20 protein-coding genes are annotated in these 18,379 nt (G+C 46.1%); 16 read left to right on the plus strand and 4 right to left on the minus strand.

Translation table 11 applies throughout. The features are described from left to right. Positions 1 to 49: 49 nt before the first annotated feature. Together spoIIM and fur are read left to right on the plus strand one after the other, a co-directional pair. The gene (gene spoIIM, locus BVG16_RS03410; RefSeq protein ID WP_078497285.1) at positions 50 to 691 is read left to right on the plus strand and encodes a stage II sporulation protein M; all 642 of its coding nucleotides are present in this window, start codon (positions 50 to 52) and stop codon (positions 689 to 691) included. A gap of 90 nt (positions 692 to 781) precedes the next feature. Next, positions 782 to 1,246: a ferric iron uptake transcriptional regulator gene (gene fur, locus BVG16_RS03415; protein ID WP_078497106.1), complete on the plus strand. Its 465-nt coding sequence runs from the start codon at positions 782 to 784 to the stop codon at positions 1,244 to 1,246. 70 nt (positions 1,247 to 1,316) lie between these two features. Here fur and BVG16_RS03420 read toward each other — a convergent pair whose 3' ends face one another. Further along, positions 1,317 to 2,471: a S8 family peptidase gene (locus BVG16_RS03420; protein ID WP_078497107.1), complete on the minus strand. Its 1,155-nt coding sequence runs from the start codon at positions 2,469 to 2,471 to the stop codon at positions 1,317 to 1,319. Between the two features lie 132 nt (positions 2,472 to 2,603). Here BVG16_RS03420 and ald point away from each other — a divergent pair, with 132 nt between their 5' ends. From ald to BVG16_RS03445, 5 genes are all read left to right on the plus strand, one after another. After that, complete coding sequence (ald, locus tag BVG16_RS03425; protein WP_078497108.1) at positions 2,604 to 3,710, plus strand: alanine dehydrogenase; 1,107 nt, start codon at positions 2,604 to 2,606, stop codon at positions 3,708 to 3,710. A 102-nt stretch (positions 3,711 to 3,812) separates the two neighbouring features. Next, complete coding sequence (locus tag BVG16_RS03430) at positions 3,813 to 4,049, plus strand: DUF4227 family protein (RefSeq protein ID WP_078497109.1); 237 nt, start codon at positions 3,813 to 3,815, stop codon at positions 4,047 to 4,049. 77 nt (positions 4,050 to 4,126) lie between these two features. Further along, the gene (gene xerD / locus BVG16_RS03435; protein WP_078497110.1) at positions 4,127 to 5,029 is read left to right on the plus strand and encodes a site-specific tyrosine recombinase XerD; all 903 of its coding nucleotides are present in this window, start codon (positions 4,127 to 4,129) and stop codon (positions 5,027 to 5,029) included. Between the two features lie 18 nt (positions 5,030 to 5,047). After that, positions 5,048 to 6,244, plus strand: a complete 1,197-nt coding sequence (deoB, locus tag BVG16_RS03440) for a phosphopentomutase (protein ID WP_078497111.1) — start codon at positions 5,048 to 5,050, stop codon at positions 6,242 to 6,244. Between the two features lie 42 nt (positions 6,245 to 6,286). After that, complete coding sequence (locus tag BVG16_RS03445) at positions 6,287 to 7,114, plus strand: purine-nucleoside phosphorylase (protein ID WP_078497112.1); 828 nt, start codon at positions 6,287 to 6,289, stop codon at positions 7,112 to 7,114. Positions 7,115 to 7,238: 124 nt separating this feature from the next. On the opposite strand, the gene BVG16_RS32700 is transcribed toward BVG16_RS03445, so the two are convergent. Further along, positions 7,239 to 7,412, minus strand: a complete 174-nt coding sequence (locus BVG16_RS32700; RefSeq protein ID WP_158081612.1) for a hypothetical protein — start codon at positions 7,410 to 7,412, stop codon at positions 7,239 to 7,241. A 137-nt stretch (positions 7,413 to 7,549) separates the two neighbouring features. Here BVG16_RS32700 and BVG16_RS03450 point away from each other — a divergent pair, with 137 nt between their 5' ends. The 7 genes from BVG16_RS03450 (at position 7,550) to sigF (ending at position 14,437) form a co-directional block, all read left to right on the plus strand. Next, positions 7,550 to 8,881, plus strand: a complete 1,332-nt coding sequence (locus BVG16_RS03450) for a pyrimidine-nucleoside phosphorylase (protein ID WP_078497113.1) — start codon at positions 7,550 to 7,552, stop codon at positions 8,879 to 8,881. A gap of 112 nt (positions 8,882 to 8,993) precedes the next feature. Then, the gene (locus BVG16_RS03455) at positions 8,994 to 10,583 is read left to right on the plus strand and encodes an MDR family MFS transporter (RefSeq protein WP_078497114.1); all 1,590 of its coding nucleotides are present in this window, start codon (positions 8,994 to 8,996) and stop codon (positions 10,581 to 10,583) included. After that, the gene (locus BVG16_RS03460) at positions 10,525 to 11,097 is read left to right on the plus strand and encodes a PadR family transcriptional regulator (protein ID WP_078497115.1); all 573 of its coding nucleotides are present in this window, start codon (positions 10,525 to 10,527) and stop codon (positions 11,095 to 11,097) included. The genes BVG16_RS03455 and BVG16_RS03460 overlap by 59 nt, the downstream gene beginning before the upstream one ends. A gap of 448 nt (positions 11,098 to 11,545) precedes the next feature. Next, positions 11,546 to 12,742 carry a D-alanyl-D-alanine carboxypeptidase family protein gene (locus BVG16_RS03465; protein WP_078497116.1) on the plus strand — a complete coding sequence of 399 codons (1,197 nt, stop codon included), beginning with the start codon at positions 11,546 to 11,548 and terminating at the stop codon, positions 12,740 to 12,742. Positions 12,743 to 12,843: 101 nt separating this feature from the next. Further along, entirely contained in the window at positions 12,844 to 13,197 is a 354-nt protein-coding gene (gene spoIIAA, locus BVG16_RS03470) for an anti-sigma F factor antagonist (protein ID WP_078497117.1), read from the plus strand. Then, the gene (spoIIAB, locus tag BVG16_RS03475; protein WP_078497118.1) at positions 13,197 to 13,670 is read left to right on the plus strand and encodes an anti-sigma F factor; all 474 of its coding nucleotides are present in this window, start codon (positions 13,197 to 13,199) and stop codon (positions 13,668 to 13,670) included. The genes spoIIAA and spoIIAB overlap by 1 nt, the downstream gene beginning before the upstream one ends. 11 nt (positions 13,671 to 13,681) lie before the next feature. Beyond that, complete coding sequence (gene sigF, locus BVG16_RS03480; protein WP_078497119.1) at positions 13,682 to 14,437, plus strand: RNA polymerase sporulation sigma factor SigF; 756 nt, start codon at positions 13,682 to 13,684, stop codon at positions 14,435 to 14,437. Between the two features lie 66 nt (positions 14,438 to 14,503). Here sigF and BVG16_RS03485 read toward each other — a convergent pair whose 3' ends face one another. Together BVG16_RS03485 and BVG16_RS03490 are read right to left on the minus strand one after the other, a co-directional pair. Next, complete coding sequence (locus BVG16_RS03485; protein WP_078497120.1) at positions 14,504 to 16,708, minus strand: heavy metal translocating P-type ATPase; 2,205 nt, start codon at positions 16,706 to 16,708, stop codon at positions 14,504 to 14,506. Positions 16,709 to 16,732: 24 nt separating this feature from the next. Beyond that, a complete protein-coding gene (locus tag BVG16_RS03490; RefSeq protein WP_078497121.1) occupies positions 16,733 to 17,080 on the minus strand; it encodes an ArsR/SmtB family transcription factor in 348 nt (115 codons plus the stop codon). A gap of 158 nt (positions 17,081 to 17,238) precedes the next feature. On the opposite strand from BVG16_RS03490, the gene BVG16_RS03495 reads away from it, so the two are divergent. Both BVG16_RS03495 and BVG16_RS03500 read left to right on the plus strand, forming a co-directional pair. Next, the gene (locus BVG16_RS03495) at positions 17,239 to 17,877 is read left to right on the plus strand and encodes a stage V sporulation protein AA (RefSeq protein ID WP_078497122.1); all 639 of its coding nucleotides are present in this window, start codon (positions 17,239 to 17,241) and stop codon (positions 17,875 to 17,877) included. Beyond that, positions 17,837 to 18,301, plus strand: coding sequence for a stage V sporulation protein AB (locus BVG16_RS03500; protein WP_078497123.1), 465 nt, complete (start codon positions 17,837 to 17,839; stop codon positions 18,299 to 18,301). The genes BVG16_RS03495 and BVG16_RS03500 overlap by 41 nt, the downstream gene beginning before the upstream one ends. The last annotated feature ends 78 nt before the right edge of the window (positions 18,302 to 18,379 follow it).

Raw genomic sequence — 18,379 nt, forward strand, 5'->3', positions numbered from 1 at the left:
TCTATTAGTAGTTAGTTGTTGCAGGAGACAAGGGAGGGAATCTAGAGTGGTGCAGCTCATACGCCAGACGTTTCGAGATCAGATGAACTTATATGTTTTTGTTGCCGTATTGTTTATTGTTGGGGTTGTATTCGGCGCTTTGATGGTTAATGCACTTTCATTAGAGCAGCAGCAAGAATTAAGCAGCTATGTGGGGAATTTTATTCATACGATGGATAGCAAGACAACTTCAGCCCATGTACAGACCTTTTGGCAGAGTGCATTTGATTATCTGAAGTGGGTTGCTCTGATATGGATCTTAGGCTTGTCCGTGGTCGGACTGCCATTTATTCTTGTATTGGATTTTATTAAAGGCGTATTGATCGGATTCACGGTTGGATTGCTCGCAGGACAGTTCTCTTGGAAAGGCTTATTGTTCGCCTTGGCTTCCATTGCTCCGCAGAACATGATCGCCATCCCCGTGTTATTCATCGTGAGTGTCGCAGCCATCTCGTTTTCGCTGTACATGATCCGCAGCCGCGTTATGATGAAGAGGAACTTCACGATGAAGCAGCCGTTCCTGACTTATATGACGTTAACGACAACCATGGCGGTGGTATTGTTGGGCATTGCGGCATTCGAGACCTGGGTATCCCCGACACTGATGCAGTGGGTTGCTCCCATGCTTCCAGAAGTTGCTTTGAAGCACTGAATCTAGCAAATGAATTGACTTTATTCGCTGAATCCCCCTATAATGAAAGCAATGAAAAGGCATGCGGTAAGGTGTAAAGGGGGGCTATTGATGGAAGAGCGGATCGATAAAATAAAGCAGCAGCTACAATCGCAAGGCTACAAGCTAACCCCGCAGCGCGAAGCGACGGTTCGGGTTTTGTTAGAGAATGAGGACGACCATCTGAGTGCGGAAGATGTATTTATGCTTGTTAAAGATAAAGCGCCTGAAATCGGATTGGCCACCGTATATCGAACCCTTGAGTTGCTTAGTGAACTGCATGTTGTTGAAAAATTAAATTTTGGCGATGGCGTTGCTCGGTACGATTTGCGTACGGATAGCAACAAACATCACCATCATCATTTAATTTGTGTGCAATGTGGAGCGATGGATGAAATTCGTGAGGATTGGCTTGGACCACTCGAAGAACGTTTGGAGAAAGAATTCAATTTCACGGTTATAGATCATCGGCTTGATTTCCAAGGGATTTGTTATCGGTGCAAAGCGAAGGAAAAGAATAAAGGGACGGAATCCTAACATGAAAGCTCTTATACCTATAAATGAGGTATAAGAGCTTTTTTTGTTCGCGCTTTAACCAGAGAATGTGTTAAAGTTTTCCTTTTTTCCTGCGCGTCGATAATTTAAAGGCAGCACGGTTTACTTGAAGCAAGCCGTGACCCTGCGCGGTTTTCGGGATTCCTTTGAGCTTCACAGCTGTTGAAGTAAGCAAATGGCGAACAAGTCTTGGCGTCAGGTTAGGCTGCAGATGCAAGAGGAGCGCCGTGCTTCCTGCGGCATGCGGGGAGGAGAAGGAGGTGCCGGATTCAATCGCAGTTCCTTTACCGACTCGCAGCGAGCGAATATTTTCACCTGGTGCCGTAATATCTATGCCTTTGCCGCGGCTGCTGAAATTTGAAATTTGGTTCCGAATATTCGAGGAGGCAACGGCGATCACCTCTGGATATTTAGCAGGCTCATCGATCCCGCCGGACATGCTTCCGTTGTTGCCGGCAGATGCCACGATTACAATTCCTTTGCGATAGGCTTTACGGATCGATTGCTGAAGCGCAGAACTATGTTGATTTAAGCCGAGACTCATATTAATGACATGCATACGATGTTGTATACACCATTCAATGCCTTCAATGATGTCGGATACGAACCCGTTCCCGAACACATCCAATGCCTTCACCGCATACAGCTTGGCAAGAGGAGCAGCACCCGCAATCGTCCCTGAATTTCCTCGCGCGGCTGCAACACCCGCCACAAACGTCCCGTGACCGTTGTTATCCCGGAAAGATCTCTGGCGATTGATGGTATTGATGCCTCCAAAAACCTTGACATCGTGATTGGGACCAATACCCGTATCGATGATTCCGATTCGAACCCCTTCACCTAAGGATATGGGCCATACTTTTGGGGCGCGGATCCGGCGAATCCCCCATGGAATGTTCAGTTTCGGCGACGATGCATAAACGCTTCTTTTGGGAGAACCTCCATGAGCCTTCACAGCGATATCCGTTTCGACTCGGTGAATGCTTGGATGTTTTGATATTTCATGAACATGCTTTTCACTCTTGATGTGAATACACACCATACGTGCGGATTTAACTTGTTTGAGAGGGGTGATGTTTTTGTTTTTCAAAAATCGCACACACTGATGATAGCTCTTATTGTCTTTAAAAATGATAATTTTCCGCTGGCTTCGCTTCGTGGATTTTGAATCGATGGCCGCGGTGAGCGTTGAGAGCCATTTTCCCATGCTAATGATCTCCACCTTTTTCAACGAATGACTAGACTAGTGACTAGTTCTATCGTATGTGGACGAATGATGCGGGGTGCATCTCTTCTCGAACAAGAAATAGGTTACATACACCTTAAAGGAGGTCTATCTATGATTATTGGAGTACCTAAAGAAATTAAAAATAATGAATTGCGTGTTGCCCTCGTCCCAGGCGGAGCTGCGTTATTAAAAAGCTATGGTCATCAAGTTCTCGTGGAACGTGGAGCAGGTATGGGAAGCGGGTTTACCGATAAAGAATACGAAACCGCAGGTGCGGTACTCCTGTCTGCCGAAGAGGTTTGGAAGCAGTCCAGTATGATCATGAAAGTCAAGGAACCGTTGCCTGAAGAATACGGACTGTTCAAGGAAAATCAGATCTTATTCACTTATTTGCACCTTGCTGCTGCCGGCGGGTTGACCGATGCATTATTGGAGAAGAATGTCACAGGCATTGCTTATGAGACAATTCAATTGCCTAACGGAAGTCTTCCGCTGCTCACCCCGATGAGCGAAGTCGCAGGACGAATGTCTGTTCAAGTGGGAGCCCATTTTTTAGAAGCTTACTTTGGCGGACGCGGCGTGCTTCTAGGAGGTGTTCCTGGTGTGCCTGTCGGTGAAGTTGTCATTCTAGGCGGTGGAATCGTCGGAACCAATGCGGCTAAAATGGCGATTGGACTTGGCGCGAACGTGACGATTATTGAACGAAGTGCTGACCGGATGCGATATTTGGATGATTTATTTGGTGGACGTTTACGCACCTTAATGTCGAATCCGCATAATATTGGCGAAGCCGTCAAACAAGCTGACTTACTGATTGGTTCGGTCTTGATTCCTGGTGCACGCGCGCCGCGTCTTGTGACAGATGCCATGGTTCAGACGATGAAGAAGGGCGCAGTCATTGTCGATGTAGCGGTAGATCAAGGGGGCTCCATTGAGACCATAGATCGCGTTACGACACATGATCAACCGGTATATGAGAAATATGGCATCGTACACTATGCGGTTGCGAATATGCCTGGTGCGGTTCCCCGTACTTCGACGTTTGCGCTGACGAACGTGACATTGCCTTATGCGCTAGAGTTGGCAAATAAAGGCGTTGCCTCTGCGATACATGATAATACGGCCTTGCTGCTCGGTGTGAACACATATGGAGGCCAAGTTACGCACAGGGCTGTCGCAGAAGCGGTTAACAAGCCTTTTGCACCTTTAAATATGTAATACGCAGCTGTTCTATCCGCATTCGACCTATTGAATCATCATAAATTTCAGGGACGAGTCATAATCTCTAGGTAAAGACTCTCTGATAAAGCAGGTGGCAGGATGATTGTGTCGGTACGCAAGTGGATGGAACGGCTGCGCTTTTTAATATTGTTCTTGGCACTAACCTATTTTCTGGTGCAAATCTTAGGGTTATTCTCGGATTGGATCACCCCTGTTGATCGTTACCGCGAGCCTCACGGCAAGGCGGTCAAAGTCTTCCATCAAAATACGATCATCGATATGGAGAATGACTCGTTCACGGATCAGTTAAAGTTGTTCTTCTGGTATGGCGAGTGATTCGGAGAACCGAGGCAGGAAAATGGCACCCGCTTGTTGAATCATTGTAGAGATGAATGATAAGGGAGCTTGATTGAATGAACAAACATCTGCGAGCCTTTATACATTTTCTCTCTGAGGAAAAAGGATTGTCACGCAACACGCTGGAATCTTATGAACGGGATATAACGCAGTTCATCACGTTCATGGATGACAATCGGCAAATTCATGAAGTGCAAGCCATAAAGAAGACTGATATTGCTCAATATATATACCATGTGAAGCAGTTAGGGCGTGCGCCTTCAACATTATCCAGAAGCATTGTATCCATACGTTCTTTTTTTCACTATCTTGTTCGGCAGCAATCCATTACACAAGATCCTTCCATGGATATGGAAGCGCCTAAGTTGGAGAAAAAAGCTCCGTATGTATTATCTGTTGCGGAAATTGAGAGACTGTTAAATGCTCCTTCAACGGCGTCACAACAGGGCACTCGGGATAAAGCAATGCTTGAGGTGCTGTATGCTACAGGGATTCGCGTATCGGAACTCATCTCCTTGGATGTGGATCACATTCATTTGGATCTTGGTTTTATACGGTGTATCGGCGGCAATGGGAAGGAACGGATTATTCCGCTCGGACGAATTGCAGCCACCTGTTTAGCAGAATATATGAAGGATGCACGGGTGAAATTGCTTAAAGATCGCGTTGAAGAGACGGCGCTATTCGTCAATCAATTATCAACGAGATTAACCCGGCAGGGCTTCTGGAAAATTATTAAAAAATATGCGCGAGAAGCCGAAATAGAGCATGAAATCACCCCCCATACCTTGCGACATTCGTTCGCTGCCCATCTGATCGAGAATGGGGCTGATCTGCGTTCCGTTCAGGAAATGCTTGGACATGCGGATATTTCAACAACACAGATTTATACTTTGGCCATGAAACGAAGCATGAAAGACGTCTACGAGCGAGCTCATCCGCGAGCACGTATGACGTGATGGAGACGACAGAAAGGAATGAGACGATTGGCTACTCCCAAAACATTCAAACGCATTTGCGTCATCGTATTGGATAGCGTTGGCATCGGTGAATTGCCGGATGCTGCGGAATTTGGAGATACGGGCTCCCATACGCTCGGCCATATTATTGAACGCAAGCAGGATATCGAGCTTCCACATCTAGCGGAGCTTGGACTAGGCAACATTGCGCCGTTAGGCAAGGTTAAACCCGTGGATCACCCGAAAGCTTATTACGGTAAAATGGCTGAGGTATCCGTCGGGAAAGATACGATGACAGGGCATTGGGAATTGATGGGGCTGAAAATTAATACCCCGTTCAATACATATCCTGACGGTTTTCCGCCGGAATTAATCTCGGCTTTTGAAGAAGAGACAGGCCGCAAGGTACTAGCCAATAAGCCAGCCTCAGGGACCGAAATCTTAGTGGAGTTCGGCGAAGAACAAATGAAGACAGGGGCTTGGATTGTATATACCTCGGGGGATAGCGTGCTTCAAATCGCTGCGCATGAGGATGTCATCCCGTTAGACGAGTTATACCGAGCTTGTGAGATCGCACGCCGATTAACGATGGATCCGAGATTCTCCGTTGGCCGTGTCATCGCGCGGCCTTATGTAGGCCAGCCAGGTGCATTTAAACGCACGCCAAATCGGCATGACTATGCGGTTAAGCCGCCGGAACCAACCGTTCTGATTGCCTTGAAGGAGGCTGGCTACGAGGTTCGATCTGTCGGTAAAATCAACGATATCTTTACAGGAGAAGGCATTACCTCATCGAAATCGACGAAAAGTAATGACGATGGGGTTGAGAAGACCATGGAAGATCTGGATCAATCCTTTGAAGGTTTGATCTTTACGAATTTGGTTGATTTCGATTCCCTGTACGGTCATCGCCGGGATCCGGAAGGCTATGGACGCGCCTTAGAAGCATTTGATCGACAGCTGCCGGAGATCATGCGGCGCATCGGTGATGAGGATTTGCTCGTCATTACAGCGGATCACGGTAACGATCCGATCCATGCAGGTACCGACCATACGCGCGAATATGTCCCTGTTCTGATGTATAGTCCTTCGTTGAAGCATCCGGATACGATTGGTGTTCGCGCGACCTATGCGGATCTGGCAGCAACCATTGCCGATAATTTCGAGGTTACGGCACCGTATCACGGAACCAGCTTCTTATCGCAATTGAAATAAGAATGGGAAGTGGATTCGAGTAATCATGAGGAGAGAGAGCGAATGTCGAAGGTATTAACGCATGACATGATTCAAGAGGCAGCGAAGTATATTGAATCCCAAATTACGACAAAGCCGGACATCGGATTAATTCTGGGATCAGGCCTGGGTATCCTGGCGGAATTGATTCAGAATGGCGTGACGATCCCTTATGGGGATATTCCTCACTTCCCTGTGTCGACCGTGGAGGGACATGCTGGAGAGCTTCTCATTGGGGAAATTGAGGGGCGTACGGTCGTGATGATGAAGGGACGCTTCCACATGTATGAAGGATACGGAGCGCAAGTGACTGCATTTCCTGTGCGTGTCATGAAGGCGCTTGGGGTTACGACCTTGCTTGTAACGAATGCGGCAGGCGGTGTGAATACCGCCTATCAACCGGGGGATTTAATGCTGATTCAAGATCATTTGAATTTGACAGGCAGCAACCCGCTGACAGGCCCGAACGATTCGAAGTTAGGTGCACGCTTCCCGGACATGTCGGATGCTTATACACGCCGTCTTCGCACGATAGCCCAAGAAACGGCGGCCGCTCATCAAATCCCTTTGCAAGAAGGCGTGTATGCTGGATTGCTGGGACCGAATTATGAGACTCCTGCAGAGATCCGGATGCTTCGTGTTCTCGGTGCAGATGCCGTGGGGATGTCTACCGTGTCCGAGGTCATTGTAGCTCGTCATGCGGGTCTTCAAGTGCTTGGTATCTCGTGTATCAGCAACATGGCGGCAGGAATTCTAGATCAGCCCCTGTCCCATGAGGAAGTCATGGAGACGACGGAACGTGTCAAAGATAAATTTTTACGGCTCGTGCTGGCACTCATCCCGCAGATCTAATGCGCATTGGGATGGGCACAAAAAAAGAACCGACAGCTTACCAAGTAAGTCCAGCCGGTTCTTTTGCCATGATTATGTGAGTGACAAAGTCTTGATATGTTGTTGTTGTTGTTGTTGTGCCGGTTTAGCTTATGCCTGTTTTTTGTAGGGCATGATCCCAGCTTGGATAATAGTAGAGTGCATTCTGCATCAGCTCGGGATGTGATTTTTTGACACTTTTCTTGTTCAATGACTCACCACTTGCGTGCAATTGTCTAATTTGGTTGATGACATCGTCCGCATTCATTTGAACTTCCATGGAAATCACTCCTTTTTAAAAATTATTATTTAGTATTGACCAGTTTTGGGGCAATCTAATCGATAAAAGCCAGAATAAACCATTTGTTCACAAATTCGCCATAATTCATAATTTTATCATGCCAGGGAGGCTATGTGATGAGAGCAATCGATATCATTCAGAAAAAAAGAGATGGACACGAATTAACGACAGAGGAAATCGCATTTATCGTACGCGGTTATAGTGACGGGAAGGTTCCAGATTATCAAATGTCAGCCTGGGCTATGGCTGTCTACTTTCAAGGAATGAATGCCCGTGAGACGGCGGATTTAACGCTAGAGATGGCGAAATCCGGGGATACGATAGATCTTAGCCCTGTTGCTGGAATCAAAGTAGACAAGCATTCCACAGGCGGCGTGGGCGATAAGACAACGATCGCGCTTGCACCGCTTGTTGCGGCGGCAGGCGTTCCCGTGGCCAAGATGTCTGGTCGGGGATTAGGTCATACCGGGGGCACGATTGATAAGCTGGAAGCGATAACAGGATTCTCGGTTGAATTAACGAGAGAGCAATTTTTTGCCCAAGTGAATCAAATCGGTGCAGCCGTTATTAGTCAGAGCGGTAACATCACGCCGGCGGATAAGAAGCTCTACGGATTGCGTGATGTGACGGCTACAGTTGAGAGCATTCCATTAATTGCGAGCTCTGTGATGAGCAAGAAGATTGCAGCTGGTGCAGATGCCATCGTGTTGGATGTAAAGACAGGCAGCGGGGCATTTATGAAAACATTGGAGGATTCGATCGCGCTCGCGCAGGCTATGGTAGATATCGGTACCGAGGTTGGACGTAATACAATTGCCATCATCAGTGATATGGATCAACCTTTAGGCCTCGGGATCGGGAATGCTCTTGAAGTGAAGGAAGCGATCGAAACGTTGCGTGGGGAAGGACCTCAAGATCTTGAAGAACTCACGTTAATTTTAGGATCTCACATGGTGGTATTGGGGGGCAAAGCAAAAGATGAAGTTGAAGCGCGCCAAATTCTAGAGCAATTGATTCGTGACGGCTCAGCGCTGACGAAGCTCAAAGAAATGGTCAAAGCGCAGAACGGGGATGCCTCGCAGATTGATCACCCTGAGAAATTACCGACAGCCTCTAAGGTCGTAGAAGTTACGGCAACGCAAGAGGGTTATGTTACGGCGATCCAAGCGGAGGAAATCGGTATCGCGGCCATGACGATTGGCGCGGGTCGTGAAACAAAAGAATCGGTCATCGATTTATCCGTAGGTATCGTATTGCGCAAAAAAATCGGGGAGCAGGTCAAAGTGGGAGAACCTATCGCGGATCTCCACGTTAATGGTGATGATGCTGGTAAGGTGTCTACGGCTATGGATCGCGTACGAGAAGCTTATCAAATCGCTTCGCAACCTGCCGAACCGAAACCGCTTGTATATGCGATTGTGACCAAAAATGGCGTACAACGCTTCTAAACGTGTCTTCCAGTTCCTTTCCAATGAAAAACAAAACACTTGTTAAATACTCAAATTTGAGTATACTGAGGTATGGTACAAGTATATTATTGGAAAAGTGAGGAACAAAACCATGTCGGTTCAGCCAAAAAAAGGGAATCAAGCCCTGATTGTTACGGGTCTGATGCTTGCTTTATTGCTTGCTGCATTAGACCAGACGATTGTATCGACGGCCATGCCAACGATTGTGAAGGAGTTAGGCGGTCTAGATAAGTTCGTGTGGGTATTCTCTGCCTATATGATTGCAAGTGTTGCCGGTATGCCGATTTTTGGTAAATTATCGGATATGTTCGGACGGAAAATCTTTTTCTTGTTCGGACTCGTCGTATTTATGGGCGGTTCAGCCCTATGTGGAATGGCACAGGATATGACGCAATTGATCATATACCGTGCGATTCAAGGGATTGGCGGCGGGGCGCTAATGCCCATTATTTTCACGATTGTATTTGATATCTTTCCCGCAGAAAAACGCGGAAAAATGCAAGGATTATTCGGAGCCGTATTCGGTTTGTCCGGGGTTGTCGGTCCGCTAGTCGGGTCTTTCTTTACCGATTATGTAAATTGGACATGGATTTTCTATATCAATTTGCCGCTCGGTATTGTAGCATTTTTTATTATCCTGCTCGCTTATCATGAGACGAAGGACCACCGCAAGCAGCAAATCAATTGGTTGGGTACCGTGTTGATGATTACGACGATTCTTTGCTTGATGTTCGGACTCGAACTTGGCGGCAAAGAAGGGTATGCTTGGGGATCTTGGAAAATCATCGGATTGTTCACAGCCTTTGTAGTTCTGTTAGCGTTGTTCTTGTGGCAGCAGAAAGTAGCCAAAGATCCGATCATTCCTCTGGATCTGTTCAAGAACAAATTATTCAGATCTTGTATGGCGATTGGATTCTTCTATGGTGCGTTAATGATTGCAGGAGCCACGTATATTCCATTATTTATTCAAGGCGTATTCGAAGGTTCGGCGACGAATGCCGGTCTTGTGCTGATGCCTCTGATGTTAGGGAACGTCTTTAGCAGTATTATGGGGGGACGTTTTGTTGGTAAAGTCTCGTTCAGAGCAATTTTAAGTGTCTCGGTGGTATTGGTTATTATCTCGACCATTTTACTGAGTACGATCTCGATTGATACGAGTAAAACATTAATTACAATCTATATGGTTGTCATGGGACTTGGAATTGGTGCTTCGTTCTCTGTGATTCCCATTGCCGCATTAACCGGCATTCCATTCCATCAACGGGGATCTGTGAACTCCCTGAATACGTTCTTCCGTACGATCGGTGCTGCTATCGGCGTAACGATTTATGGAACGTTACAATCTCGACATTTGCAAGATTTGATTCAGAATAAAATCGATCCTGCTTTTGCCTCCCAATTAGGAGATGGTCGAGGATTACTGCAGCCGGAAGTTCGTCAGGTTATACCTAAAGACGCGCTTCATCAATTACTTTCTTCCCTTGCGGATTCCATTGCATATGTATTCCAGTGGTCCATTGTCATTGCGATCCTGGCAGCGATATTCATTTGGCTGATGGGGAATTCTCGGTTAGAGATTCCTGGTAAAGCAAAGAGCGGCAGCAGTAAAGAAGGTGACGACCATGTCGATGAAGCTGGCCATTCTCGGCCTTCTGATGGAGTCGAACAGCCATCCGTATGAGTTGAAGCAACGCATGAAAGAAACTTCGATGCAGTTCTATATGAAGGTTCAAGAGGGGTCGCTGTATTACGCGATTGACCAACTGCGCAATGATGGCTGCATCGAAGTCGTTGAGATCTTAAAAGACAGAAATCGTCCCGATAAGACGATCTACCGAATCACGGAGAGCGGTAAAGCCTTGCTGAAAGATCTGATTCTCAAGGAAATGAGCAAACCTTCCACGATTGTAAAACCGATCTGCGGCGTGCTTACATTCGGCAGTTATACGGGACAGGATGCTTTTATTGAGAAGCTTCAGCGTCACATCGCGCTTACGGAAGCTCGAATGCATGTGATGAAACAGATGTATAACGATGCGCTTGCCACCGAAACGCTCTCTGAATTATATATTTTCCGGAGTTATTATGATCATTCGATGCTTGAGTTACATTGGCTTCGACAAGTGAAACAAGAAGCCGTAGATGGACGTCTGCATGAGCGGGGCAATCCTAACCAGTGGCTTCCCATTCCATAAACTTCGCGTAACTGAAAAAGATCCGTACGATGCAAGCAGCCCTTGCGCGTATCGGATCTTTTTTTTGTTCATATAGCGTATTTTGGTTCCTAATGTTTAAAATTACATGGTCAAACTAAAACAACGAAAGCCCTACCTCTCTTCCATCCTTGCGGCTCCGAAGACCGCGCCAGTGTGATTTAGATCCATTTTACAGTCATGAAATTCATTTCAGAAAAGATGATACGAAACATAGTGGGTTGTAATACGTTTAGTATTTCGAACTTTCCAGAGGAACTTACGTGAGGAAATATGAAATTGCGGTGATTTAAATACTATAACACTAAAATGGACCAAAAGCAATGGAATATTTTCCATAATTATAGCCAACACTGTTGAGAAGCAGCACGACTCACATGCAAGTCTGTCCGTTTTGTGCTGGTCGATCACTTTAGGAGGGGAATGCAATTTGAGAAAAGGATTATTGACTTGGGTATGTATCCTTCTTGTAAGCAGTATTGCTGTACCATGGACAGCCTATGCTGAGCCGAAAGCACCTGCAACGGAGCCGTCTTCAGCGGTAGGAGACTTGGCAGCAAATGCGAAATCGGCTGTTTTAATGGACGCGGATACAGGGACGGTTATTTTTGAGAAGAAGAGCCATGATCGGTTGCCACCGGCGAGTATAACGAAGATTATGACGATGGTACTTGTCATGGAAGCCATTGATCAAGGAAAGCTGAAGCTGACGGATCCTGTACAGACGAGTGAATATGCAGCTTCAATGGGTGGATCGCAGATATTTCTTGAGCAGGGTGAAGTGATGACCGTAGACGAAATGCTGAAAGGCATTGCTATGGCATCAGGAAATGACGCGTCGGTGGCGGTAGCAGAGAAAATTGCCGGAACGGAAGAATCGTTCGTACAAATGATGAACAACAAAGCAAAAGAGTTGGGCATGAAAGATACACATTTCAGTAACTGTAACGGGCTGCCTGTAGCGGATCATTATACGTCTGCACATGACATCGCGCTGATGTCGCAAGAGCTTCTGAAGTATAACGGCATCACCAAATATACGGGATCTTATCAAGATTATTTGCGCAAAGATTCAACGAAGCCATTCTGGCTTGTCAATACGAATAAGCTCGTTCGTTTCTATTCCGGAGCTGACGGGTTAAAAACCGGTTATACCTCGGAAGCGAAATATTGCTTATCCGGCACGGCCAAACGCGATTCGCTTCGGATGATCGCTGTCGTGATGGGAGAACCGAACACGAAGACACGAAATCAAGAAGTGACACAGATGTTCGATTATGCATTTTCCCAATATATGAACCATCCGATATTCAAGTCAGGTGATCCGATTGGTACGGTAAAGGTTGAGAAGGGAACGGTTGCCGAGCTGCCTATCGTTGCGAAGCAGCAGTATAGCGTGTTATTGCGTAAAGGCAATTCGACTTCAGAACAGATACGTCATGAACTTGTAGTTCCGAAGAACATCAAGGCGCCAATTCAAGCCGGGGATAACATTGGGAAGCTCGTTGTCTATCAAGGGGACCAAGTATTGAAAGAGTTCAATCTGGAAGCTTCTGAGACAATTCATCAAGCCGGATGGTGGACATTATTCAAGCGTACATGCTCAAAGTTGTTTTTTGTAGATTAATAGCGTGTTTCTTCTAGTTTTGTCGGTAGGCAGGAATTGGTTTTCTCGATGTAGAAATCAACGGAGAAACCAATGTGCAAACCGGGAGGAGAATAAGCTTAATGAATTTACAAGTGGAGCTTGAGCATCACCGTCGCGTGCTGATTGTGCGTCTTCGCGGAGAATTGGATCATCATACGGCAGAGGCTGTTCGCACCAAGATGGATGAAGCTATTCAACGTGGTAGAGCAGAACATTTAGTACTTAGTTTGGAAGATTTGACGTTTATGGATAGCTCCGGTCTCGGTGTCATCCTTGGACGATATAAAGTCATTAAAAGTCTAGGCGGTAAAATGGTTGTGTGTCATGTGAACCCATCGGTTCATCGTCTGTTTGAATTATCTGGGCTGTTCAAAATATTGGCGATCTACGAGAACGAGCGAACAGCGCTTTCAGAATTGGAGGTCGTATCCTAATGAGTGAGAAATTAGAGCAGATCAGCGATCATGACGGGAATTTCATGACATTACAATTTGCAAGTCGTTCGGAGAACGAAGCATTTGCCCGTGTCGCCGTGGCAGCGTTCGTGACGCAGTTAGATCCAACGATGGATGAGCTAACGGATTTGAAAACCGTTGTATCTGAAGCGGTAACCAATTGTATTATTCACGGTTATGATAACGATCCGAACGGCGTGGTTACCATCACGGCTCGTATTGAAGAGGAGATTGTCACAATTACCATTGAAGATAAAGGAAACGGGATTGAAGATTTGGAGTTAGCGAAGCAGCCATTGTATACGTCGAAGCCTGAGCTGGAACGTTCAGGAATGGGCTTTACGATTATGGAAAATTTCATGGACGAGTTTGAAGTCGTTAGCAACCTAGGGTCAGGCACGCATATCCGTATGAAGAAGCGGATTGAATCTAAGAAAGCTCTTTATAATTAGGGGTTGGACCTATGGATGTCGATTTGAAGAAAACTTCGCAAAGCTATCTTGATGATACGGAAGTCAAACGTCTGATTGCGCTTAGCCAAAGCGGTGACACGATTGCGCGAGATACGCTGGTAAATTGTAATATTCGACTTGTCTGGTCCGTCGTGCAGCGATTCATGAATCGAGGATACGAGACAGAAGATTTGTTTCAAATCGGTTGTATCGGGTTGTTAAAATCGGTAGATAAGTTCGATTTATCGTACGATGTTAAATTTTCGACGTATGCGGTTCCTATGATTATTGGGGAAATTCAGCGGTTTTTACGTGATGATGGTACGTTGAAGGTAAGTCGTTCCTTGAAAGAACTCGCGAACAAAGTGAGGAAGATGAAGGACGAGCTGTCGAAGACGTTGAATCGGCTGCCAACGGTCAAGGAAGTGGCAGAAGCGCTGGGGATTGCCCCTGAGGATGTTGTCTTTGCACAGGAAGCGAACAAGCCGCCTACCTCGATTCATGAGACCGTATTCGAGAATGACGGAGACCCGATTACACTGATGGACCAAATTGCGGACGAGTCGCAAGAGAAATGGTTCGATAAGTTAGCGCTGAACGATGCGATCGGAGGGTTATCGGAGCGTGAGCGGCTTATTGTATACCTGCGATATTACCGAGATCAAACCCAGTCCGAAGTGGCAAGTCGTCTTGGGATATCTCAAGTTCAGGTATCTAGGTTGGAGAAAAAAATATTAGCGTTGATCAAAGAGCAGATTGCTCAGTAGCGATGCTAAAAAAAGCTGTCTTGACACATGGATAACCATGTTGCAAGACAGCTTTTTTGTGTTGCTTTACTTTTTTCTTCCGCCAATTAAGACCGTTAAGCTTAACAAGGTAACAAGAATGGTAGCGCCCATATCGGATAGAATGGCGAACCATAACGTAAGCCAGCCAGGAATCGTTAGCAATAATGCTGCAATTTTGAGCCCAAGTGCAAAGATGATATTCGTTCGGATCGTACGATTTACTTGACGAGCGATCCGAATGGATTCAGGTAATTTGCCGAGATGATCCTGCATGAGCACAATATCAGCCGTTTCAATCGCACTATCGGTACCTTTACCCATTGCAATCCCAAGATGTGCAGAGGCAAGAGCTGGCGCATCGTTAATCCCGTCACCGATCATGGCGATATGTCCTTGCTGAGCTAAGAATTTCACCTTATCGACTTTATCCTCTGGCATTAAACCAGCGTAGACTTCATCGACACCTACCGCTTGCGCCACTTTTGTAGCCGTCCGTTCATGGTCACCCGTTAACATGATGGCTCGGCGAATGCCGATTTGATGCAGATCGGATATGACTTCACGACTCTCCGGCCGAATTTCATCTGCAATGCCGAACATGCCTAAAATTTGGGACTCGTCTGCGATAAGCACGAGTGTTAAACCTTCATGCTTGAGATTATCGATATCCTGCTGAACTTGAGCAGGAATTTGCATGTAGGACATGCTTTTTTCGTTCCCCAGCTTATATTTTGTACCGTTCACATGCGCGATGATACCTTGACCGGCAATCGTCTGTATGGAATCGGGTTCTATAATCGTTACTTGTTCGGGTTCAAGATAATTCATGATGGCCTTGGCTAACGGGTGGGATGAAGATTTCTCCATCGCCGCAGCCGCTTGATAGAATCGTACTTGATCATAGACGACGGCTTTCTCAACATGGGGCTCGCCTTTCGTAAGCGTTCCGGTTTTGTCGAAAGCGAGCATACTGATTTTACCGAGCTGCTCCAAATGGACGCCGCCTTTGATTAAGATTCCGTTGCGGGCGTTGCGGGTGATACCAGCAACGATAGCAATCGGAGACGAGAGAATCAAGGCACATGGACATCCGACAATTAAGACAGCTAGGCCTTGATAGAACCATTCAGACCAGCTTGCACCAGACAGTAGAGGCGGCACGAGCATCACAAGGATAGCAATCAAGATAATGGCCGGCGTATAATACGTCGAGAATCGATTGATGAACAATTCCGTTGGCGTTTTCGTTTCTTGAGCTTCTTCGACGAGATGTAGAATGCGAGCAAGAGAGGAGTCCTCGTACGCTTTTTCAATACGTACTTTTAAGACACCTTCATTATTAATGCTGCCGCCAAAGACATGATCTCCTTGGGTCTTATCTACAGGTAACGATTCACCTGTAATCGCTGCTTCATTCACCGAGCTATGCCCGTCAACGATCGTCCCGTCTGAAGGGATCTTCTCTCCTGACCGTACGAGTACAACATCGTTAGCCTGTAATTCATGTATAGCAATGATGGATTCCACGCCATTCTGAATGCGTGTGGCTTGCTTCGGTGCGACTTGAAGCAATGATTCCATGGAACGCCGCGCTTTTTCCATCCCGAATCCTTCCAACCATTCATTCACACCGAACAGGATCGCTACAAGCGTTGCTTCTTTCCATTCACCGATCGCAACGGCACCAACCAGTGCAATCGTCATGAGGGTATCAATATTGAACTTTAACTTCAGTAAGTTACGTGCGCCTTGCATGAATGTACTATAGCCGCTTAATACGATGGCAATGATGAACAGTGAAATGGTAAGTATATTGCCAAGGTTGTTCCCCCAGAGGACTCCGATTCCGAATAACACGGCGGATGTGATTAAGATCAATGGGAGACGGCTGCCTCCTTCATGCGCGTGATCATGACCGTGATCATGCGCATGGTCATGTGAATGATGATCTTGAGACTTGGCAGCCGCATGGTCATGTGAATGGGTAGAACTGTGCTCGTGATGTTGGTCTCGGTCATGATGATGTGCATGTTCGCTAGGCTGCGGTGTAGATATTCGTTCTAATCTGGCTCCATCTCGACGCAGTATCCGTTCTACTTGCTCAATCGATACGTCAGGACTTATGGTTAACTTCGCGCTATTATAGCTTAAGGTTGCATGTTCTCCGTGTTCAAGCTTCCGAATCTCTTCTTCCATCTCACGCGTGCAATTCGCGCAACTCAGACCCCTTATTCGATATTGCTGTTCCATAACCCACACCTCTTTTCCATAAAGTTAATCGTGACAAGCATGATGGATGGCTTGTGCCAGTAAGTCCACCACGTGCTGATCATCCTGTGAATAGTAGAGAGTTGTTCCTGCACGCCGAAACTTTACAAGCCGTAAATTTTTAAGAAACCGTAATTGATGAGACACCGTGGATTGCATGAGAGAGAGTTCTTCTGCAATCTCATTAACAGCGCATTCGCGTTGAGACAATAAATGTAAAATCCGAATGCGTGTTGTATCGGAAAGTGCCTTGAAGGTTTGAGAGACCATGAATAACGTTTCATCGTCCAAATCCACGCATCGAGTTGACTTCTCATTCGGATTTTCATCGATCGGATTTTTGGGTTCATTCATGAGGTACACCGCCTTTAATGAATATATGAGTATCTATGCATATACTATAATACATTTTTAGGAACCATGCAACAGAACAGTTGACTAGATTTCAACATCTTTTCCCATACTAAGCGTACAAATGGAACGGAATCCGAAAAAAGGAGGGAGACTTTTGGATGGAAATTCGACAAACCCCCACGTTATATTTACGTCTTCGAAGACGTGTGCAACTACATAAAGGTAAACCCATTACATTGGGACATATCGCCGAACTCCTCATCGATCCGGTGTGGAAAGAACGACTTTCTAAGCTTGTGCTGTATGAGCCCAAGGCGAAGGACGGCAACATCATATTGATTGATATGTTGCGCGTTGTAGGTGCTATCCAGCGATTGGAGCCGAATATGAACATCCAACATTTTGGAGAGCCGCATGTGCTTGTCCATATTGTCTCCAATCCGAAGAAACCAAGTATCGTGTTATTTATTCTGGTATGGCTGCTGTTATTTTTCGGTTCTGGTCTTGCGATCATGAATTTCCATGCGGATGTAAGTATGTTGGAAGTTCAGCAGCGGATTGTGGAATTAATATCTGGCGAGCCTGATGAACATCCCTATTTGTTCCAGATTGCTTATTCAATTGGCATAGGGTTTGGTATGGTGGTGTTTTTTAATCATATTTTCAAGAAGAAATTTAATGAGGAACCTACACCGCTGGAACTCGAAATATTCCTCTATCAGGAGAACTTGAACCATTTTGTCGTATCGGAAGAATATGACCGGTTATTGCAGAAGAAAGGTGAGGCACGTGATTAATGCTTTCGTCGTATGTTGTAGCCTGTTCATCGGGCTTGCGGGAGGGATAGCTGTCGGCGGTGGGTTGGTTGCCTTGTTCATTGTATTAGACATTATTCCAAGATTGGCACAATTAACGGGTTCCTATGATAAAGTCCATTGGATCGAAGGTGCCATGGTGTGTGGCGCGTTATATTGGACCATTGCGGATTTCTGGAACTGGAAGTTGTGGAGCATGTGGTTTACGCCTGTTTTGTCCACGGGAATCGGTCTGTTCCATGGGATATTTACGGGTCTTCTAGCCGCAGCTTTGACAGAGGTGTTGAATGTTCTACCCATTTTGGCCAAAAGGTTGCGGATTGTACAATATATGTTCGGTTTGTTAATGGCGATGATTCTCGGAAAAGTAACGGGGTCGCTATTTGATTGGCTTATTTATCATTAGAACACTACATAATCAGACAAAAGGAGTGAGATCATGCAGACGAATAATAATACACCGGGTGAACGAGAAACCCCTAAT

This window comes from Paenibacillus selenitireducens (genome assembly GCF_002021565.1).
Lineage (GTDB): Bacteria > Bacillota > Bacilli > Paenibacillales > Paenibacillaceae > Paenibacillus_K > Paenibacillus_K selenitireducens.